The organism is Pseudomonas sp. NPDC086251 (assembly GCF_044746405.1).
In the GTDB taxonomy this organism is placed as follows: Bacteria; Pseudomonadota; Gammaproteobacteria; order Pseudomonadales; family Pseudomonadaceae; genus Aquipseudomonas.
On sequence record NZ_JBIVBY010000005.1, the window covers coordinates 185237 to 205062 of the forward strand.

General features: G+C 55.1%; 17 protein-coding genes. 8 read left to right on the plus strand and 9 right to left on the minus strand.

Annotated features, from left to right (window positions below):
• Positions 1-69 precede the first annotated feature (69 nt).
• The gene (locus ACIPL2_RS08965) at positions 70-1092 is read left to right on the plus strand and encodes an alkyl sulfatase dimerization domain-containing protein (RefSeq protein ID WP_401355110.1); all 1023 of its coding nucleotides are present in this window, start codon (positions 70-72) and stop codon (positions 1090-1092) included.
• Positions 1093-1427: 335 nt separating this feature from the next.
• Here ACIPL2_RS08965 and ACIPL2_RS08970 read toward each other — a convergent pair whose 3' ends face one another.
• Positions 1428-1610, minus strand: a complete 183-nt coding sequence (locus ACIPL2_RS08970; RefSeq protein WP_401355112.1) for a hypothetical protein — start codon at positions 1608-1610, stop codon at positions 1428-1430.
• 443 nt (positions 1611-2053) lie between these two features.
• Between ACIPL2_RS08970 and ACIPL2_RS08975 the strand changes: the two genes are divergently transcribed.
• From ACIPL2_RS08975 to ACIPL2_RS08985, 3 genes are all read left to right on the plus strand, one after another.
• The gene (locus ACIPL2_RS08975) at positions 2054-4003 is read left to right on the plus strand and encodes an LTA synthase family protein (protein ID WP_401355115.1); all 1950 of its coding nucleotides are present in this window, start codon (positions 2054-2056) and stop codon (positions 4001-4003) included.
• 200 nt (positions 4004-4203) lie between these two features.
• The gene (locus ACIPL2_RS08980; RefSeq protein ID WP_401355118.1) at positions 4204-4623 is read left to right on the plus strand and encodes a hypothetical protein; all 420 of its coding nucleotides are present in this window, start codon (positions 4204-4206) and stop codon (positions 4621-4623) included.
• A gap of 548 nt (positions 4624-5171) precedes the next feature.
• Positions 5172-5576 (plus strand): hypothetical protein, encoded by a 405-nt coding sequence (locus ACIPL2_RS08985; RefSeq protein WP_401355121.1) that lies wholly within the window; start codon positions 5172-5174, stop codon positions 5574-5576.
• 763 nt (positions 5577-6339) lie between these two features.
• Here the strand turns inward: ACIPL2_RS08985 and ACIPL2_RS08990 are convergent.
• From ACIPL2_RS08990 to ACIPL2_RS09000, 3 genes are all read right to left on the minus strand, one after another.
• A complete protein-coding gene (locus tag ACIPL2_RS08990) occupies positions 6340-6846 on the minus strand; it encodes a hypothetical protein (RefSeq protein ID WP_401355123.1) in 507 nt (168 codons plus the stop codon).
• A gap of 82 nt (positions 6847-6928) precedes the next feature.
• On the minus strand, positions 6929-7744 hold the full coding sequence (locus ACIPL2_RS08995; protein ID WP_401355126.1) for a lipopolysaccharide biosynthesis protein: 816 nt from the start codon (positions 7742-7744) through the stop codon (positions 6929-6931).
• Between the two features lie 1302 nt (positions 7745-9046).
• On the minus strand, positions 9047-9337 hold the full coding sequence (locus tag ACIPL2_RS09000; RefSeq protein WP_401355129.1) for a hypothetical protein: 291 nt from the start codon (positions 9335-9337) through the stop codon (positions 9047-9049).
• Positions 9338-9761: 424 nt separating this feature from the next.
• Between ACIPL2_RS09000 and hdeA the strand changes: the two genes are divergently transcribed.
• Complete coding sequence (gene hdeA / locus ACIPL2_RS09005; RefSeq protein WP_401355132.1) at positions 9762-10070, plus strand: acid-activated periplasmic chaperone HdeA; 309 nt, start codon at positions 9762-9764, stop codon at positions 10068-10070.
• Between the two features lie 599 nt (positions 10071-10669).
• Here hdeA and ACIPL2_RS09010 read toward each other — a convergent pair.
• The 4 genes from ACIPL2_RS09010 to ACIPL2_RS09025 all read right to left on the minus strand — a co-directional run bounded on the left by ACIPL2_RS09010 (position 10670) and on the right by ACIPL2_RS09025 (position 15067).
• The gene (locus tag ACIPL2_RS09010) at positions 10670-12250 is read right to left on the minus strand and encodes a flavin-containing monooxygenase (protein WP_401355134.1); all 1581 of its coding nucleotides are present in this window, start codon (positions 12248-12250) and stop codon (positions 10670-10672) included.
• The gene (locus ACIPL2_RS09015) at positions 12247-12945 is read right to left on the minus strand and encodes a hypothetical protein (RefSeq protein WP_401355137.1); all 699 of its coding nucleotides are present in this window, start codon (positions 12943-12945) and stop codon (positions 12247-12249) included. The genes ACIPL2_RS09010 and ACIPL2_RS09015 overlap by 4 nt, the downstream gene beginning before the upstream one ends.
• Before the next feature lie 58 nt (positions 12946-13003).
• On the minus strand, positions 13004-13468 hold the full coding sequence (locus tag ACIPL2_RS09020; protein WP_401355140.1) for a hypothetical protein: 465 nt from the start codon (positions 13466-13468) through the stop codon (positions 13004-13006).
• 906 nt (positions 13469-14374) lie between these two features.
• Positions 14375-15067 (minus strand): DUF1120 domain-containing protein, encoded by a 693-nt coding sequence (locus tag ACIPL2_RS09025; protein ID WP_401355143.1) that lies wholly within the window; start codon positions 15065-15067, stop codon positions 14375-14377.
• 766 nt (positions 15068-15833) lie between these two features.
• Here ACIPL2_RS09025 and ACIPL2_RS09030 point away from each other — a divergent pair.
• The gene (locus ACIPL2_RS09030) at positions 15834-16163 is read left to right on the plus strand and encodes an addiction module antidote protein (RefSeq protein ID WP_401355145.1); all 330 of its coding nucleotides are present in this window, start codon (positions 15834-15836) and stop codon (positions 16161-16163) included.
• Between the two features lie 698 nt (positions 16164-16861).
• Positions 16862-17389, plus strand: coding sequence for a sn-glycerol-3-phosphate transporter (locus ACIPL2_RS09035; RefSeq protein WP_401355147.1), 528 nt, complete (start codon positions 16862-16864; stop codon positions 17387-17389).
• 223 nt (positions 17390-17612) lie between these two features.
• Here ACIPL2_RS09035 and ACIPL2_RS09040 read toward each other — a convergent pair whose 3' ends face one another.
• Complete coding sequence (locus ACIPL2_RS09040) at positions 17613-18017, minus strand: hypothetical protein (RefSeq protein WP_401355150.1); 405 nt, start codon at positions 18015-18017, stop codon at positions 17613-17615.
• Between the two features lie 349 nt (positions 18018-18366).
• On the opposite strand from ACIPL2_RS09040, the gene ACIPL2_RS09045 reads away from it, so the two are divergent.
• Positions 18367-19062: a hypothetical protein gene (locus ACIPL2_RS09045; RefSeq protein ID WP_401355152.1), complete on the plus strand. Its 696-nt coding sequence runs from the start codon at positions 18367-18369 to the stop codon at positions 19060-19062.
• The last annotated feature ends 764 nt before the right edge of the window (positions 19063-19826 follow it).

Consider the following 19826-nt stretch of genomic DNA (forward strand, 5'->3'; position numbering starts at 1 on the left):
GTTGCGTAGCCCCTGTGGCGGATAGCGATCGTCGGTACTGTCCATAACATTTACACCCTGCGCGGTGCTTTGGTACGTGATCCACTGGTCTGGTCGAAGAACATCAATAACGCCTTGTATCGCTATGGGCAGCAGGCCGATGTCATGTTCGCCGCCCACAGTTGGCCACGTTGGGGCAATGAGCGGATTCAGGACGTCATGCGTGCGCAACGCGATGCCTACGCCAACCTGAACAATGCCGTACTGCACGCCGCTAATCAGGGCGTCACCATCAATGAGATTCAAAACGTCTACAAATTGCCCGAAAGCCTGAAAAACAATTGGGCGACCCATAGCTACCACGGTTCGGAAGAGCACAACAGCCGTGCCGTGATCAACCGCTACCTGGGTTACTGGGATGCCAACCCGGCGACGCTGATGCCGCTGTCTCCGAAAGATTCGGCACCGCTGTACGTGGAAATGATGGGTGGCGCAGACAAGATCATGGCCAAGGGCAAATCCTTGTTCGATCAAGGCAAATACCGCGAAGCTTACGAAATTCTGAATAAGCTGGTGTATGCCGAACCCAAAAACAGCGAGGCCAAAGATCTGCTGGCGGACGTTTATGAGCAGGTCGGCTATCAGAAGGAAAGTGCCGGCGTGCGCAACAGTTTCCTTGCGGCGGCGTATGAGTTACGCCACGGCATGCCAAAGGGTATACCGCCAAAAACCACCGGCCCCGACATGATCCGCGCCATGAGTACCGAGTTGTGGTTGGAGTACCTTGGCATCGCCCTGGACGGCAGCAAAGTTGCGGATCAACATTTCGTCTTGAATCTCAAGACGCCCGACAACGGCGAACAGTTTGTGGTGGAGTTGAGCAACTCGACACTGACCACGATCAAGGGGCAACAGGCGAAAGATGCCAACCTCACGATCACCCTTGATCGCTCTGATCTGGAAGGCGTGATGGCCAGGAAAACCGGTTTTGATCAACTTATTGCAGCCGGCAAAGCCACCTTCGAAGGCGATCGTAAACCCTTCGAACTGTTGATGGCGGCGATTACCTCGTTTACCCCGACCTTTGAACTACTACCGGGCACCCATCAGTAATCTAAAAGAGTGGCGCTTGATTCGCCGAGGGGAAGCGCCGGATCGTCTGGACCAATCGCCAGGACCAGCGGTTTTGGCCATACCACCGTAAGGCCCAGGCGCTGAGCCCTCACACGCCGTCTTCCTGGCCTCCAGCAGTGCGGGCGAGCACTTTAGCCATTGCGTGACCGCCATGGGGAAAGGGGTCCCGCTGGGACCTCACACCCACCTAACGTCAGTGAGGGACAGTAATGTCTTCGTCGGCTTCAAGCGGGCTGAGGCTGGTTACGGCCTCGATAAGGTGGCGTCGACTGACCGCAAGATCAGTGGCCATGCTCGTCGAGGCGACCTGAATTTTATTCGCGACGTCGACGGCGTAACCCGCTCTCCCAGGTGCTCAGCTCCTCAGCGGTGGCGTCCAAGATCAACTGAGACTTATTGAGCAGCTTGAGCATAATGACGATGCGGGCCCGGTTGTCCATCGCATTCTCCGTCTTTCCGGCAAGGCTGGCAGCGCAGGCGTCATTGGCAGGCGCCACGAAGCGCTTCTGACTCGGTTGGCGATGCACCAGTGACTGGCATGGCTGTTCCACGCGCTATTGCTGACGCTCTGTGCTACCGAGCCCCCTATTAAAATACTCGCCATTCATTCAAGCCGAAAGATGCGCCGGCCCCCGCGCGTCCTCGGTTACCTCAGCCCTTGAAAACGAAACCGGTTGCTGAGTCGCTGTTTAGACGGCGTCCATCGGACTGGCCGTGCAGGCGTGATCTTCGCAACCCCAATGCAGTCCAAGGGCGCAGTGGTCGACGCATTCGCGCTTTTTGGGGTATTTCCCTACAGTCGCGTGCCGAACGCCTCACGTCTAATACGCGCTGTTCTGAGCATCGCTCGTGGGTCGCTTTCACGCCTTCGTCCCGCCGCGCTGGCGGATGACGACCATAAGCCGGGGCCAGTCGTTTCACATCACATAAGGAAAAGACCGTGGACCATATCAAGACGGCGCCAATGCGCTTTTTGTTGCTGATAAGCGGCGCTTGGCTGATCATTTTTTTCGCCACTCGCGGGCTGCTGATCCTTACCCATGGGCATGCGTTCGATAGCGCATTCCTCCCGGTCTTCGGTATTGGTTTCCTTTATGACCTGGGCTTTATCGCCTACGCGGCGCTGCCGATGGGGCTTTACCTGGTGCTGTGCCCGCCAGCCCTGTGGCGTCGTAGGGGTCACCGTTGGTTTCTGCAGGCGCTGCTGGGCGTCAGTCTGTTCGCGATGTTGTTCACCTCAGTCGCCGAGTGGCTATTCTGGGATGAGTTCGGGGTGCGCTTCAATTTCATCGCCGTCGACTACCTGGTGTATTCCGACGAGGTGTTGAATAACCTGCTTGAGTCGTACCCAATCGGCACGCTGCTGAGCATGGTCGCGATGGTGACCGTGGCCTTGGGTATCGCTTTGCGCCAGCCTTTCATCGCGGCCGTACAAGCACCGTTGCCATCGTTGCGCGGGCGTCTTTTGACTGCGCTGGGGCTGCTGGTCGTTGCCGGTGCCAGCACGCAACTGCTCAGCCAGGACGCCCCCCGTGCCCGGGGCGGCAATGCCTATCAAAACGAACTGGCGAGCAATGGCCCGTATCAATTTTTCGCGGCGTTCCGCAATAACGAACTGGATTATCCGCAGTTCTACAGCACGCTGCCGGCAGCGGTCGTTGCGCAACAGATTCGCGCCGAATTGAGTGAGCCCAATGCTCGGTTTATCGGCGAGGACCCGCAGGATATCCGCCGGGCAATCGATAATCCCGGCGTCGAGCGTAAGCCCAACATCATTCTGGTCACCATCGAAAGTTTGAGCGCCAAATACATGGGCAGCAACGGTGACGAACGTAACCTGACGCCGAATCTTGATGCCCTGCGCAACCAAAGCCTGTACTTCAACAATTTCTACGCCACCGGCACTCGCACGGATCGCGGTCTGGAAGCCATCACCTTGGCGATCCCGCCAACACCGGGGCGTTCGATCGTTAAGCGGGTGGGACGCGAGAGCGGTTTTGCCAGCCTGGGGCAGCAACTTACCGCCGTGGGGTACGACAGCGTGTTCGTTTACGGCGGACGCGGTTACTTTGATAATATGAATGCCTTCTTCAGCGGCAACGGTTATCGCGTAGTCGATCAGAGCAGCGTCGACGAATCGCAGATTCACTTCAAAAATGCCTGGGGCATGGCGGATGAGGACCTCTACCAACAAACGCTGAACCTGGCCGACGCCGACTACGCTAAGCAGCAACCGTTTCTGCTGCAAGTAATGACCACGTCCAACCATCGCCCTTACACCTATCCCGACAACCGGATCGACATCAAATCCGGCAGCGGCCGCGACGGCGCGGTGAAATATACCGATTACGCCGTTGGGCAATTTCTGGCGCAGGCACGTAAAAAACCTTGGTTCGACCATACCATCTTCGTTTTCGTCGCCGACCATACGGCCGGTAGCGCCGGCAAAGAAGATTTGCCGATCAGCAACTATCAGATTCCCTTGTTCATCTACGCACCGGCGTTGATCGAGGCCCGGGAAACGGCACAACTGGCCAGCCAGATCGACCTCGCACCGACGCTGCTGGGACTGCTGAATCTGGATTATGTGTCGACATTTTTCGGTCGTAACCTGCTGCAGGATAATCAGCTGCCGCTGCGAGTGGTGGTGGGCAACTATCAGCATTTGGGCTTGTTCGACGGCCTGGACCTGGCGATCCTCAGTCCCCGCCGGGCGCTGCGGCGTCACGATGACGCGTTGACCGAGAGTCGCGAGTCACCGGCCACTGCCAGCGATCCGTTGATCGGCCGCGCGATTACCTATTACCAAATCGCCAGTTATGGTTTCAAGCAACAGCTGCTGGGCTGGCGCGGGTCCAAGGCAGGCGTTGAGCAGGTCAGCGAGCGATAAACGTGTCGGGGTGGGTGACGGACTGTTTGGGCGTGCTCGCAAGCGTCACGCGGCAGCCTCGACGCTCCTGCCCTGGAGCGCGCTCGCGGGAGAGAAATGGATGCGGCCGTGGCGTTCAACCACGGGTCAGGTTGTCGGTGTGCGCGCCGCGGGAGCATCCCTCAGCTTTCCTACAATAATGGCTCAAGGAGGCCGTACAGATGGATTATCAACAGGAGTGGTCGGCACTCTTTAAAAAACACATGGACATTCTTCATCGAGCTTCGCACAGCCTCGACATCAATTTCGAATTCAGTGCCGCGCTACTGGCGCTGGGCCCTTACAAGCTGAAATGCTTTGCCCAGCGCCTTGGCAACGATCTGCTGGCGCCGTGGGAGCCGTTGAAGCCGCTTGAGGCCCTGCAACTCTATCTGATCAACAAGCACCACTGGACGCTCAATTATGCGCGTACGTTTCGGCACGAAAAGGATTATCTGCTGTTGCTTCGCGAGGAGATTGCTCACCTCAAGCTGGATCGATTGGAAGCTTATCCTGTGCGTTTGCAGGTGAAAAATCACGAACAGCGCGTGGCCTTTGCCGTGCATTTTGCCGAGCGTGATCCGCAGCCGCACATTGCCTAACCGTCAGACGGGGTGATGGCAGTTGGGAAGGAAAACGGGTATCGGTTGATCAGGTCGTCGGGAGTCAGGCGCTATCACTGACCGTTCAGGCGCATTCGCCACTCGGCGAGGCTCTGCCGGGCCCGTTGCACTGAGGCCGGATCGGACCGCGTGGGCTGAGTGGTGATGCGCCGGCGGATGTGTTGGCTGGTTGTTCGAAACGCGCAAGACCTGGGCCTTGGGCCATGTGACCGTCGCACTCAAAATAGTGCGGGCCAAGAGGCCCACGGCCGGCTCGAAGAGACAGGGCCGATGTCCTGTGAACGCTTGCGTACAGAAATTTGCCTTTCGACCAGTAACGCGGCTATTGAACCACAGGCGAGGAGTCGGCAGACCGCGTGAGCAGCGGCGCCGCAAGTTGCTTCGGAGTCCCGTGCGATAGCCAGACGTTGCGGTGTCGCGCGGCACCGCCAGCCGGCCGGGGGTGCAAAAGAAGGGTTTCCCGATACCGGATTGCGTGTCCCCCGTGATTTGATGAGTATCCACCACGTCAGCCCGGGATATTGCCAATGAACTACCGTTCAGTGTGGGCCAATCTTATTAACAAGCATCAATACCGTCTGGATAAGGATCCCAGTTTGCGGCGCGACGGTGTTTACCCCAAGGCCGCGCAACTGGCCCTGGGTGAATACAAACTTTTTTGCTTTGCCGAACGCCTTCGTGGCCAGCACTCGATCTGGGAGCAAGACAAGCCCCTACCCTACCGGGAATTGCTCAATCTGTACTTGGTAAATAAGCACCATTGGACGCTGGCGGCTGTTCGTTTACACAAAGGCAGTGACATCTTCCTCCTCCTTCGCGATGAGCTGGATCAAATATTGCTGACGGATGAAGAGGCGACTCCTGTTCGACAGATGACGGAGACCTGCTTTTCCTGGCAGGTGTTTGAGCTGCATTTCCAGGCACCCGACTAGCCAGGGATGGCCACCTGCTGTGGGCCTTTGTACCGCAGTGGCTGACACGCTTATCGATTAGCGTGGCCTGGCACGTCGGGGCCCTTAGCGTGTACCGGTGTCGCCCTCATGATCTCGTCCAGGCCTGGAACAGTTCCATGGCCATGTACAGATCGGCTGAGACGATCCACAGCGTCGAACCTAGGGAAGTATGTCCATTTGAATAGGCACAGAAGCCAATGGCAGTGACGACAATCCCGCCCCAGCAATAGGCATGTTCAAGCATCGGGCACCCCCCTGGTAGATGACGGCCAAACGGCTCCACCGTATTGACCTCCTGATGTTGCAGCGACTCACAATGCCGATCGAGGTCGTGCCGAAGCTGTACTGTGCCAAAAACACGGCCGCGCCGTACGCAAGGCGGTTTTTACCCCCCCTTGCCGGCTGAGACCCACACTTCGGGCCTGGTAAGGGGCGGCTAACCTCGTGCGCGCGCCGAAGGCAAGGGACTCATATCCAGATCCAAACGAATCCGAGCATGGCTGAGACCGTCAGGAAAATGCCCGTCCACAACAGCGGCCTTAACGCCTCTTTCAAGTTGTTATCCAGTTCCTGGTCCATTGCTCGCACTCTGAGAGGGCTCACCACAATTTGGCGGATTATTAGCTGCCCACATGATCAGGCAGGGCCTTGCAGGAAACATGCGTGGCGGCCATCCCCTTCTCGGCACGGCTCATAACACTCGGCGTCATCCCCTGCGGGTAAAAGCGACCGGTCGAGCTTTTTAGAAATGCAGCACGTCTTTGGAGGTGGCGCTGAATCTCAGGGTCTGGTCCGCGTACGTTGGCAGATTGCGTTTTAACTGAGCGCTCATCTCGGTTAACAATTTTATGGTGTCGGGAACGTCGACGGGGGCCGTTGGGGTGGCGGTAAGGTCGATCTTGTCCGTCGTCAATTCAAAGGTATTTTCGCTGCCGGTCCATCTGACCCCAAACTTTCCTCTGACCCTTAATTCTTTGCGCCAGGTGATTTGATGGCCCTCGTCGTTAAGCGATGCTTGCAAGATGTCGATGATCTCTTCGGCGCTCCCCGAATAGATTTCCTGACTGCCCACCAAAATTTGAATGTCTGAGAACGCGCTCTGTTCGGAGATTTCACCCAGTTTTTTGAAGCCGCCCTCATGGTAAGCGGTTGCGAAATTCATCTCCTTCTTATCGAAGGCACCAAACAGGTACAGCACAGTTGCGCAAATGATCAAGGCGATGGTGAGCTGGGGGATCTGTTGTTTCATGGATGACGCGTCCTTTTTATGCGCGTGAAAACCTGCCGAGCGTTGTCGTTCTAGTTGGCTGAAAGCCATGAGCGATAGTGCTCTAGATTGTAGCGATATCTTTGTAAGGGATAATATCATTCGGAATTCGTGAACTTTTGGACAAGTTGTAGACCTTGAAGTCTTTGCCAACGATTTTTTTTGCCATAAAACGCAGGGAGGGCAAAATCCTGGAGTGGAGGTGTCGCTGGATGTCGCAGGGCGAAATTAATGAATTACTATCCTCGTAAAAACGCCCCGATTGCTGGTCAAGGTCAACGCCCACCAAGTACACCTCGTTAAAGCCGAGGTGGTAGCAAAGTTGAAGGGCCACGTACGCGACGGTTCTCGCGTCGAAAAAGCCGGCATGCAGATTCTTGCTAAACCCCAGAGAATTTTTTCGCGCGCTTAACAGCGAGTGATATCGGACCAGGTCCTTATCACGGAACACATAGTTTCGAAGCGATGATTTTCCTGGTTTGGAGAGAAAATATAGTTCCCCTCTCGTTTGCAGCTTCTCAAGCTCGACATGCTCCTGCCATAACGCGGCCCGTTGACTCAGGCGCATGGCCATGTTGAACAGCGCCGGCTGTTGAGTGGAAAAATTCTTGTCCGAACACACATAAAAGTACGGACGAACTGCCGTACTCGTAAAGGCGGAAATGGCGCCATTCATGGTAATCATGGGAATGTGCGAAAAATGGTCGACGGGGAAATTTTTAGCCGAGGGACCCGAGGCAATGATAAAAATGGGACCGCTTCCGATATTTCGGCAATCGTCAAAGTTGTGTACGTTTAGCCTGTCTAAGTGACGTGCGGCGATACGCTCTCCCAAACACTGTTCCTCACCAATTGCATCACCACTGTCGACCAGAAACATATAGGTACTCCCTTTTCTATGCTCATGAAAAATAAGCCGAACAAGCAGTCTTTGCGCATAAGAACGGTATTTGTTTTTTCAATTCGCCCAAGCTAATACGTGCCTATATATCTCCAATTCTGTATTGATTGTTCATGCGTTTTAGCATGGGGTCTGTAGGGGAATCCTTCAAGCGATCAAATCGGGTCCTTCATACCGAGGGCGTTCAGCGGCGGTGCGGAAGCGCCGGCGGTTGCGCTTCTTTCCTTCTGCCCTAACGGTCTATCGACCGATGTATCAAGCGCAAGCCGCTCATTAGCGCTCTCGATGCCAACCAGCACAGCCTGTCGGGAGGTATGACGCGGGTCGGCCAGAGGGCCGCTTGCCACGCCGCAGTGAAAAGGCAAACAGCCGCAGTCCACCGGCAGACCTCGACAGCAGTTCGGGGGGGGGGCGTGAGTCGAATCCGGCATGCCGCCCATGGGCGGCCAGGAAGGACGCTCGGTGAGTCGCTGATAGGCGGCGCACAGGGGGGGAGCGGCAGCGCCGTGATAACGAGTCTGCCGCCATCAGCCTTCCGGCTTTTTCCCGCCACGGAGGGCGTGACGTCGACCCGCTATTGATCCGGCAGGGCCAGCGATTGGTTGCCAATGAAGCCCGGGCACCATGGATGATGCCGACGGTTGTTTCCGGCCGGCTTGACCCGCGGCATTTATGCGACGATTTGGCGCGCCTTATCGTGCTTGTCAACGCCGACAAAATAATTCCCCGGTCTCCTCCACTTACGCTGCAGGCCAAAGCTGGCGCCAAAGCGACGCGGGGTGGTCGCGTCGCGCTTGGGAAAGCAGCTCGTCATCCGTAAAAAGCCCAGTTGCAAGGCCATCGCCATGCGATAGAAGGGACGATGTACATCAATGAATGTTCGCTCTTCGAGCGACAGCGAGAAAAAGACTGATACGTCAGGAGAGGATAAATGGGTCGAAAAACACACACCGGCCCAAATAACTCAGCTGCCGCTGTTCCACTATGTCGATGTCCATGTTCGTAGGTCCATGACGCCCTGCGCTCGCCCGAACGCAAGTCAATGCTTATGGCTTGGCCAAAATGGTCTGGTCATCGGCCACGCTTTATCACTCAGCGGCGCGCACACGTTGCTGTAAGCGGACCGTGCGTCAGCTCATTCAGCTCAGAGCATAGTGCGACTCTCTTATGCGACGCAGATGCTGATTCAATCATCGAGTTGCCTCCCACCGGAGAGCCGCGCGCGCGATGCAATCAGCCCGGGTTATCGTGTTAGAAGCAGGCGTGGCCTGTGCGGCGGCTTCACTGACCCTCCGGGTGTTTCGCCACCGGCGACTCCGTCGCAGCCTGAAATAGTTCGATCAACCAACCCCAGGTCCGAACATCATCAGTGTCGAAAAAAGTCCGCAACTGTATTTTCGTTCGCTCAAATTGTTCGCGCTCCTGCCCTCCGATCTCGTTCATCGCGCAGGACGCTTCAAGATGACGAAACTCTTCAATCATCAATTGTTTGATTAACGCCATTTCACTTGTTGGCAGCGGGATGCGAGAGTGTCGGCGTAGCTCGGTGAGTGCTTGGATCAATAAACTCATACCCATCTCACTAAAATGCCCAGCTGTTGTGGGCGTTAGTCCGCTCGCCCAAAGGCGTGAAGGCTTCTGCGCCTGATGGTGTGTGACGCCGCCAGTGCGTCGAGTGGTGCCTGGGCGAAAGTTGCTGCTGATGCCACGCTTGCATTGAATAAACGTAATGCTCTTACTATTCAAGACCATTAAACAGGGCTTACTTAACTTGCCCATGTTCCTTAAATCTACCGGCGCTGTCTGTAGGGAAAACCGCAAAGTGGTAGAGGGTTGCCGCCTGTTTAAAACGCCGAGCGTGCGGGTCGGAGCTTATATAAATTCGCCGCGGCAAACGGCGCGCAAAAGTTAATATTAACCTATAGTAAATCCCGTGAGCGCCTGACACCGGCGTCGCACTTTTATAATGCTCACTCCCCACTCTCGAGGTTATACAATGCAAGCCAAGCGAGCGATTATTGCTGCTCTAGCCATTCTGATCAGTTCAAGTGTTTTGGCGGCCAAAGCACCCAAGACACCTGTAGACAAGTGGACGTGTTCAGACTTCCTGGAAATGGATGAAGAGTACCGGCCCAGTGCGGTCTTTTTTGTTGAGGGTTTTACCAAGTCAGGGATACCTGTGGATGCCGTCATGGACGTCGATGGCACGCTCACGACAACCCCGCGAGTGGTCCAAGCGTGCACGGAAAACCCACAGGCTTCTTTCGTCAACACCATCAAGTCGGCGAAGGACAAAAAACCCTAAGGCCGTGATTCCGGCTTGAAGAGACTGAGTGGTCCGTTCGATGCGGACAGGTGTTTTCTTCAGGCCGCTTCGGTTTTTGGGTCAAAGCGCACCGCCTATTTTTTGCCCGCTCATTGACCCCGTTTCCACGTGTGGGGCGGCGGCCTCGCATGCGCTATTGGCTTACAAGCGGGCAGGCGGAAAAGGCTGGATTAGCCCTACACCCTAGGTCGCTCCACTGGCTGGCTTTAAGCGTCGCAAGGGCGGCGGGCAATGCCCTGGCCAACGGCGCAGGATCAATGCTGGGCGGGCTTACGAAGAGCGCTAATGCGCAGTGAAGAGCGGATCGAAGAGCGTGAAGTCCGGCGCGAGGGGCAAGGAGGGAGACAGATTGGCAGTACTGCATGCAGCATCATCCCCATGAAGCGCCTCCGTTCACGGCGCTCTGCCAACTGTCTCTGGCAAGCATTAAATAACAAACGCTGGTGTGTTTATGTAGGGTAATCCTTCAATCATCGCCGCTTAGAGACCCGAAAGAGTCAGTGACCTGACACGCCCCGAGTGATGCGGCATAAAAACGCCTGTCATTTACGATCGCGCCTAAGGGATAAAACCGTTATTCAGCGAATGATCTTGAAGCGCTTAAAACCTAGCAAGGACAGCACTCGACAGGACAGATACGTGAACGCCTCGATGAGCAGAACAATGGCCGGCATCGTGGGTAACCGCTTAATAATTGGTTTGACGTGACCGGGTTTGGCACCAGGACCGTACAGGCGAAACATCCCAGGGCATAAGAATGAGAAATTTATCTTAAACCAGAGTCGCGGATCAAATATCAACAACGGCCATTGCTTGGGCATGACGCCGATCGCTTTGGCCAAGCTGTGCATGTAGGAATAGTAGTCGATAATGTGTCCAACTCGTGGGAAGTCAACCGGGAACTGATGCCGCGCGCAAGCCTGCTGCTGTATAATTGAACCGTGCATCGCCTCCTTGTTGGGCAGGGTCATGCCGCCGTTGAGGAACAGGGCAAGCAGTCTGCTTTGCAACTCAGCCAGCACGGGTACCGCACCTACCGCCGGACGCACATAGCCTATAAAGGCCAAATGTTTTTCGTGACCGGGTAAAAAGATATAGCGATAGAGCGCATTCGGCGAGAGAACTTGATCCCTTATCTCTTGCGGTAGAAAGGCATGATTTTGTTTATAGCCGGTGCAGCACACAATGACATCGGCGGGCACCGAGGTGCCGTCACTGAAGTGAACGGCATTGGCGCTGAGCTCAACAATTTCAGGCTTTAATGTGGCCGAGCCGTTTAGAACCGCCCGGATGAAACTGCAGTTTTTGGTGGTGATCCGGCGAAAGGGGCCCAGGTGACGTGTCGCTGGCCAGTGGCTGTTTAATCGATCTATTTGCGCTTGAATTTCTTTATCGGTCTCGGAGCGAATCGCCGACAATTCAAATTTTCGTTTTAATTTAAAAAGACATGACAATCGGCTGCTGTCGATGGTTTTGGGCAAGCAATGGTAAATTTTGGAAGTGTCAATATCGGTAGGCCGTCCATCATGATACCGAGGGATAAAGTATCCTGGCCAGCGTCGCACTGACACTGTGGTACTGCGAGCATACGCAGTGGCGCAATAGCTCAGGTCTGAGGCGGTTTCCCCGAGCCCTAAAAATACGACATTCACGTTTGCAAAATCGGCCGGATCGTGCACTTCACTGCTATGGATAATCTTACCCGAAAAATCCGCCTGGTTAGGCAGTGAGGGAAGATTGGCCTGTCCATTAGCGCTGCAGCACAGGACTAGGTAGTCAAACTCCAGTACGTTTTCACCGGTCGGGGCCAGCACATTCACCTGCCACTTGCCCTCGATGAGGCGTGCGGACTGAACCAGGCTGTTATATTGAATGAGCTCGGTAATGCCATTGGCCTCTGCATAGCGTTTTAGGTACGACACGTACTGCTCAGCCGACCACATCTGTAAATCATCGACTGCTTCTTCCGCAAGAAAATCGCTGAAACCCACCAGCAAAGGGTTGTTGACCATGGTTAGCCCTTTATAGGCGCTGGAAAATAGCCCTCCCAAGGCTCTGGATTTTTCGAGGACCGTGATGGTCGACAACGGATTGTGTTCTTTGATTTCTTTCGCCGCACATAGGCCTGAAGGGCCGGCGCCAATAACGCCTATGTTCATGATTGTTGGGCCTCGGGTGGATGGCCCGACAAGTGTCCAATGAAGACTTTGAAATCGTCGAAATGCGCGTTGACTATCCACAGTGCCAAGGTCAACGTCTGCGGGTCCAGCTCGACCTCTTGAAAAATTGACAAATTGATGGCGTTATCTACCTCACTGTCAATATGGCCCTCACCAAAATAGTTTAATTTTGCACCGGTGGCCGATTCAAATAGCGCGCGGACAGGGCGTGTATGCGTGAGAAAAGTCTTTACGGTGGCTTCACAGGACTCCATTGCGGTTAGTTTCAACAGGGGTGAACTGCCGCAGCGTTGAGCCCTGTGCAGCACCCAATAGATATAGTCACGAATCGGCCGTCCTGGTTGCGACCATAGGATAGTCATTGCATCTTTATAGCTTTTAACGTCGTCGCTCACGCCGAGGGCGTTCAAGTCGGTTACCAGCATCTCCCAGTGGGTCGCATCAACAGCGGCATGGGCGTTGATGGCGCGTTCAAGATCGTTCGCGGGGTCCGGATAGAGGTTGTACATCAAATTTATATCTCGGAAGGTCATCGTCAAATGCACAAACAACGGCCCCCAGCCCTTTAACGTCTGAACGGCTTCAGCACTTGAAAGATCGCTTATCATTAAGAACGCTTCATGCGACCGAAGGTTCTCAGTCTGGCGATCTATTTCCGCGAATACTCTGCGCATAGCAAAACTCCTAAATGGGCACTCATTATGTCCGTGATGGTTTACGTGCAAACAGGGACTACAGCAGGTTGCGCACGACAATGGTCGAGCTGATGGCAATCCACAGCGTGTTAAACACTAACAGCGTGGGCAGCATTTTTCGCATGCTTACCCAGATCAGGAGCGATGAGGTGAGAAGCGTCAAAAAATGGAGTTCCCATATTTCCTTGCCAAGTACCAAACCGGGAATAATGACTAAGGCTTTGGCCATCCAGGCCAAAAACTCGATAGCGTTATAGTCTGTCCAATAGCCTTGTTGAAACCACGAACTCATGCATTGGATAATCCGCCGCCAGCCGACGATGGAATATAAGACCGCGATGATGGAGAGGAAGAGCGCCATTACAATTAGTTCGATACTCATTGCTGTGGTTTTCTCAAAAAATAAGAGGGTCGGTGCGACAGCGCAATCAGGAAAAATCAAGCGACCCCAGGGGAATGGCCGAACTGGCGCTGCTGTTTTAGACCGGGTAGAGCTCAGCATCGTGGGCTCGTCAATGGCGCTATTCGAGCGCCGCGCGGTTTAATGTTTTGGAGTGTTCTTGATAAAGCGGTGTAGGAATAATCTTAGGTCGACCACCCCTACACAGAAATTTTAATGGCCGTAATCATTATGTTTCGCAGCTTTACTGGAAATTTTTTCAGTAATCGCTGCCGAATTTTATTATAGTTGCGCTCCCTTTAATTAATAAACCTGACTCTGGAGCAAAGCAACCCTGCAGTTGTTACAGCATATTTTCAAAGGTCCAAGATCATTAGTTTCTGTAAGCCAACGTCAGAAATTACAACTGGACATGCCCTCCCTCAACGGCAGCAACAACCCGATCATCAAACGATACGAACTCGGGGTGACGAAGTTCTCGTTAGTCATTGTCAGAAAAGTCGATATTAAGGAACTACGACGATTAATGCTGGGCCGCTGCGGTACCCAACTATCGGCGCTTAATACCATGGGTGCTGTTGCGCGGCGCAACGCTGTTGGTTATCGCGATGGGCAGTGTTACGGATTTTTCTGGCGAAAATGCCCCCTTTTCGTGAACGTACGGCTTGACTGATGGTCAGCGTAAGCGGGGGTAAAGCGTCGCTATTCAACTAACGCCCCTTTCACCGCCCAGACGTCGCGGTTGCGGTGGGTCGATAGAGGCTTGCATGGATGGCGCTTGTGGAGGATAACGGGGAATTGCCGCGCGCACGGTCGTTTAAATGAGGTTACTGGCGCCCACACTGGGGGAGGATGAGTGTGAGGGCGTTGCTTTGCCAGCAACCTCCAGCCTATTAGAACGTAAGGCGTCGTGAGTTTCTGTCAGGAAATCCTTACTGTTCGTAGGCCCCTGTGCAGGTCTGATCGCCGAACGCTTGATGGCCAGCGGCTGTTTTAGCCGGATCCCCATTAAAGGTAAATCACTTCCAAGGTCATCAGGCCATTGAGTGGAATGGCGTTGCTGGTATTCAGGTTGGCGGTGGGGATGATGCCGGCCGAAAGGGTCAGGCCCTGGCTCACGGTCGCCACCGGCGTGGGGGCTGCGGCGGCTGCCACGGGCGTCCAAGACATACGCCAGGTGCTGGTATTGAGCAACTGACCGGCAGTCGAGTCGACCCAGGTGATGCCGGCATCAGAGCTGACGATCATCTTACCAGCCGCCCCATCCACGCTCAGGTCAGTGCTTTTGGCCGTTACGATATAGGCGCCAATATTGGTGGACGCCCCATCCTGGCCTAGGCCAAAGAGTTGGGCGCTCGAGGTGCCGGCGGGTAGACCGCCTGTGAGCGCGACGGGATTTACTGACGAGGCTCGGTTATCCAATAGCTTGACCGCAAACTGCGCCGGTGCGTCACAGATCACCGTCATGGTTTTTATCGGGTCGGATCCGCCCATGCTCGGGGTAATGGGGGTCGCACTGGTGCTGCTGAGTGCGGAGAAAGGAATCGTATTGTAGTCAACTTCCGCCCCCCCAAGCAGATTGATATCACAGGCCACGGGAACCAGTTGGCCAATAAGGGTGAGGTCGACTGTTTGAGCCGCTTGAGGGGCGGCAGAAAAAAGGCCACAAAAAGCTGCGACGAGGGTGAGGCCGGTTTTCATTTGTTTGCTCCAAGGGCTCTAGATGGAAAAGTTACACGCGCTCACATGCGCAGCCATGGGTCCGTGACCTTGGCCTATTAGAAATATCGGATCTTCATGGGGGCGCAGCCTTGCCTCATGGCGATGAGTGGACCTCCAATAATCCATTGGGGACAAATGAATGTCGGCTTGGAAGGATGCCGAATTCTCCTCGTATCTTAGGCGCATTTAATGCCAGTGCTGGGCAGGCGACTGTAGGGAAATGCCGCAAACCACGCGAGTCCGTTCGACGGCCATCGATCGGGACGTCGCTCGGAGCGTATAGCCGGGCCTCCTACTTCGAGCCGTTCCACCGCCCTGTCGTCGCTCAGACTTCCAGGCCTCGATTCGACAGAATGTTTTGAGCGCGGCAACAGTGCTTCGCTAATCCGTCGCCGTTGTTTGTTCGAGCGAAATGTTTTACCGCGCTTGGCGCTACCCTAGCGCCACGAGAAAGAAGGAATACCCTACAGACGAAAAATAGCCAGACGTTGAAATTGCTATACGACGCCTGTTATCGAACGGTAGGTCCGGGCAGTGTTTAACCCGACCAAATGAGGATATCCGATGTCGGTGAAAGGCCTGCGTGCCGCCGTCGTACTGCGGGTAAATAAAGCCAGCATGCGGGTGCTGTAGCAAAATGCTGAAGAGTTGATTGGATGCATTGAGTTTTGATTGATGGACTACATTGGAAATGCGCGCAAGGCCCGAATTTAAAGGCATTAGACGCGCTCCTTAGGAGGTCGCTATGAATCAAATACAAGGAATTGGGGAAGTGGACGTCGATCCATTCGCCGGGTCCATTACGGACGAAGAGCTGGCGATACATTTGCAAAACTGCCTTCGCCCTAGCGGTCCAGACCTTTTGGAAGGTGCGCTGGGTCACATTGCCCGATACAAAGATTTAACGCAGCTCACACGGGCCTCCGGCAACCGGCGCACCAGTCTTTTGCGCATGCTGTCAATCCATGCCGATACGAGTTTTTCTGATGTGTTTACGGTGACATGCGCCCTGGGCTTTCGGATGCATTTTGAAGCTATTTCCATGCTGAGGGATCGAGCCAGTGACCATCGATAAGGGAATGGCGGCTGGCAGCCAGGCCGCACCGCAATCGCAGATGGCGTCTGACCGCAATGGCGCTCTTTCATCTACTTCCGGTGTGTTATCGGAACTGGACTGGTTGGACGCCAGCCACGCGCTCGCCCTGCTCAATGCGATGACTCGAAAGCGACGTGTAGGACCAGCACCAAAGCCGTTGACCCGTTGGTGAGGCTCTGCCCTGCGAAGGAATGGGGTAATCCACTCAATACTACTCTTGCATGTTCTGGGGCGGTGCGACGTTTCCATCGGCGTCGCACCGCCAAGCTCACCGTTTTGGGCAACCGCGGAAGTAAGCGGTGTCTGCCATTGTCCAGTTTTTCGGCACCACCTGGCGAGACCAATTATGCGAATCCAGTCAGTAGCTAAGGGGATGAACGCGTGGGTCGCCTGATCCTCGTTTCCTCCGACCTTCATCGACGGCCAATGGATCACAATATGGATTTGTGCGGTAAAGAACGCACTGGGCAAATGCAGAGCTCTAGACAGGGAGGCACGTGAGGGACGGTTGATAAATAATGTCGAAATTTGATGATTATTGTTTTTGGGCAGCGCCTGCAATCTGCTAAAAGTTTGGAAGCGACGCTAGTAGCCGTCCTCAATATCTCCATTACGGGCCCACCTCTGGAATCTCTTTTTAAGCGTGGGTGCTGGATGCATGCAGAGTGGTTCGAAAAATGTCTAATATTTACCGACGACGAGTCTGGGGCCTATTGCTGTGCGTGTTATCCGCGCCGACATTCGCGCAGGACCCACAACAACAACAACAACAACAACAACAACAACAACAACAACAACAACAACCGAGCAAGGGCTTTTGGTTCCTGCAAACCAGCCTTTACACCCGACATTATTCGCCTGACCCCGATCACAATAACACCCAGGAATTAGTGGGTGTGGAACGCAACGAAGTCTCAGGTCGACTGTTTGGTGCGTCGACGTTCAAGAATTCTTTCAGTCAGCGTTCGTTCTACTTGTATGCGGGAAAGCGTTACGACAGTGACACCTATCCGGTGTACCTGAAATTAAGCGGTGGGTTGATCCAAGGGTACCACGGTGACTACAAGGACAAGATTCCGCTAAACCGTTTTGGGGTCGCCCCAGCGATCATTCCATCGTTGGGGGCGCATTTCGGCCCGGTGGCCGCCGAGCTGGTGTTGCTGGGCACCAGTGCGGCCATGATCACCGCAGGCATCCGTCTCTAGCGATCGTTATAGCCGTGCCATGAGGCAATAACCCAACCTCCGGTCCTTGGCCGATGAACAAGGCCTGCTGGGGTGTCAGCGACGTTACTCGGTGACAGCGTCTGCGGGGAGTTGAGCCTGGCCTGGCCTACCTTCTCCAAAGTCAAGCTCCCCTCATCTGCAGTGCCGCGCTCAGTCCTGGCTTAGACCTGGACGGCTAGGGCCGATTCACCACTGACCTTGCTCAAAAATAATCCAGCGTCAGCACCATGTTTTCGCGCGCGACCTTCGGTTTCGGCAAGGCGATGAGGGTGTCTGATCGGAGCACCTGGTTTTTCAAATAACGCTGAGTATTCGTTGAGGTCCCTAACGAGGCGTGAACTGAGGTGCGGCACTCGAATAAGTGAATGGGTAACTCTGGTCTTCGCACATCCACCCGCAGCGCTGCCGGCGTAATCTGACACGACGGATCTGTCACGATGCCTTCAAAACGAATGGATGCATTGGTCGGTTCGAGCGCATGAGTGAGCGGGCTAAGCAAGAACAGGCAAGCACAAAAATATCCATATTTCATCTGGGTAAACCTCGCCGGGCAAATGGCTTGGCCAGAAAGGCCAGGCACATTCACCATAACGGCGGGACTGGTCATTTCTTGAAGTAAATTCCTACAGCACACCGCTGCAGGTCCATTGGCTCACCTGGCGCTTTCGCGTGGATCAGATGGCGAGGGAGCGGCAGGTGCTCAGTGCGCTCAGTGCTGAAGGCTTGCCAGGCAAGACGGTATGGCTCCACCGTGGCGTAGGTGGCGCGTTGTTGTTCGCAGGGAGAACGCAGCCAAGCGCATTCTGCATCCTGTCGGCGTTCGCCCCCCTCAGCTACTCCTTCCCCGTTGCCTCAAATCGGGAAAACCCTACAGACACAATTGCATGCAAAACTGCAAATTGAGGGCTCTCGCGTTCGCAGTTCCGCGTCCGCCCACATGAGCGTAGGGGATATCAATGCAATTTAAACTACTCAGCACCGTGGTGGCTTGCCTGTTGCTCGCCGCCTGCTCAGACCCCAAGGACTATAAACTTTCAATGACTGGCGATTGGAAACAAGACTCGCAGCTTCAAGGAAATATTCAACAATTAACCGAGCCGGATAGAAAGCTGATCGGCGAGTATTTGATGCGGGCTGAAACGGCTCGTGCAGCAGGGGCAGCGGTGCCGGATTCCGTCAGCATCGGCCAGGCGCTTGAATACCAAGCGCAATGGAATCGTCAGCAAGAAGAACAGGAGGCCGCCGCCTTGAACAAACAGCAGACCGATGCCGCCAACGCCAAGTTGCTCGAGGAAATGCAGACCGCGCTCTCGCCAGCCGTAGACTCGTTTGAATATGCTGAAGAAAAAAAACTGGGTCATTTCAACATCGGAATGTCGTTCACCAACAATAGCAACACAAAAATTGTCGGCATTAGCGGTGACATCCTTATCCGCGACCAAGCCGGTACGGAGCTGAAACAATCCTTTGTTTCGACCGAGACCGCCGTGTCGCCCGGCGAGGTCCTTGCTCAAGTCTGGCGCCTGGATTACAACGCACAGTTAGAGGGTGACAAGGTCTTGAAGGGGGCCGATGCGTCTAAGCTCGTGTTTGGGTGGCAGCCCCGCACGTATCGCTTTGCTGATGGCCGAGAAGTAACGCTGGGTAACTAAGCCGCGGCCCGCGGTGGCATAAGGGGGGGCGGCGCGAACGTCCGCCGCAAAAATCAGCGCAGAGTCAAACGTGAAAACCCAGGCGCGACCCGCCCTATCGCCAGCGTCAGTGGAGGGGATTGAGTATTGCCGCCTCACGCTCCCGACGCGGGCCCAATGGCAGCCCCACGTCGAGCCCCCTTATGGCGCTAACCGGTCGGCAGGCGGAGGCCATCGCCGATGTCGCCACCCTGCCGGGAGGACGGGCGGCGGGTTCTGCCTGCTGTTCGCTTGTCCTGCCGATCACGATGCAAGCGAACGGTGGCCGCTGAGCACTCCACGCGCATGAGCAGGTTGTGGTTGGCTTGTCTGTCGCCCGAGGTCTTGATCGGGAGAAGCCATCCGGCACTGAAGGTTCGACCTTTTCCACCGTGCGGGTGTCCCGAGTGTCAAGCCATGTGCAAGCGCGCGTACCGCTGCGCGAAAGCCCTCGTCCCAAGCCTTTCCCCACCTGTCAATCAATGCCGGATGTGGCATCGCAGTGCACGGTATTTGGGGGCGCGTTGAAATATCGTTCCAGCTTTTTGGTGCCACATCTGGCCTATCTCAAAACTGGCCTGGCTCTTTTTCAACATCCAGGTGAAAGTCATCGGTCCTTAGCATCGGAGACCTTACCTGCGCCCACGCTGGAGTTCCGTGCGGTACTTTCGAGGGTCACTGACAAACGCCCTCCCGGAAGCGCCAGAGGTCGCACGCAAATTGAGCGCTTCCCTTTGTTAAGCCGT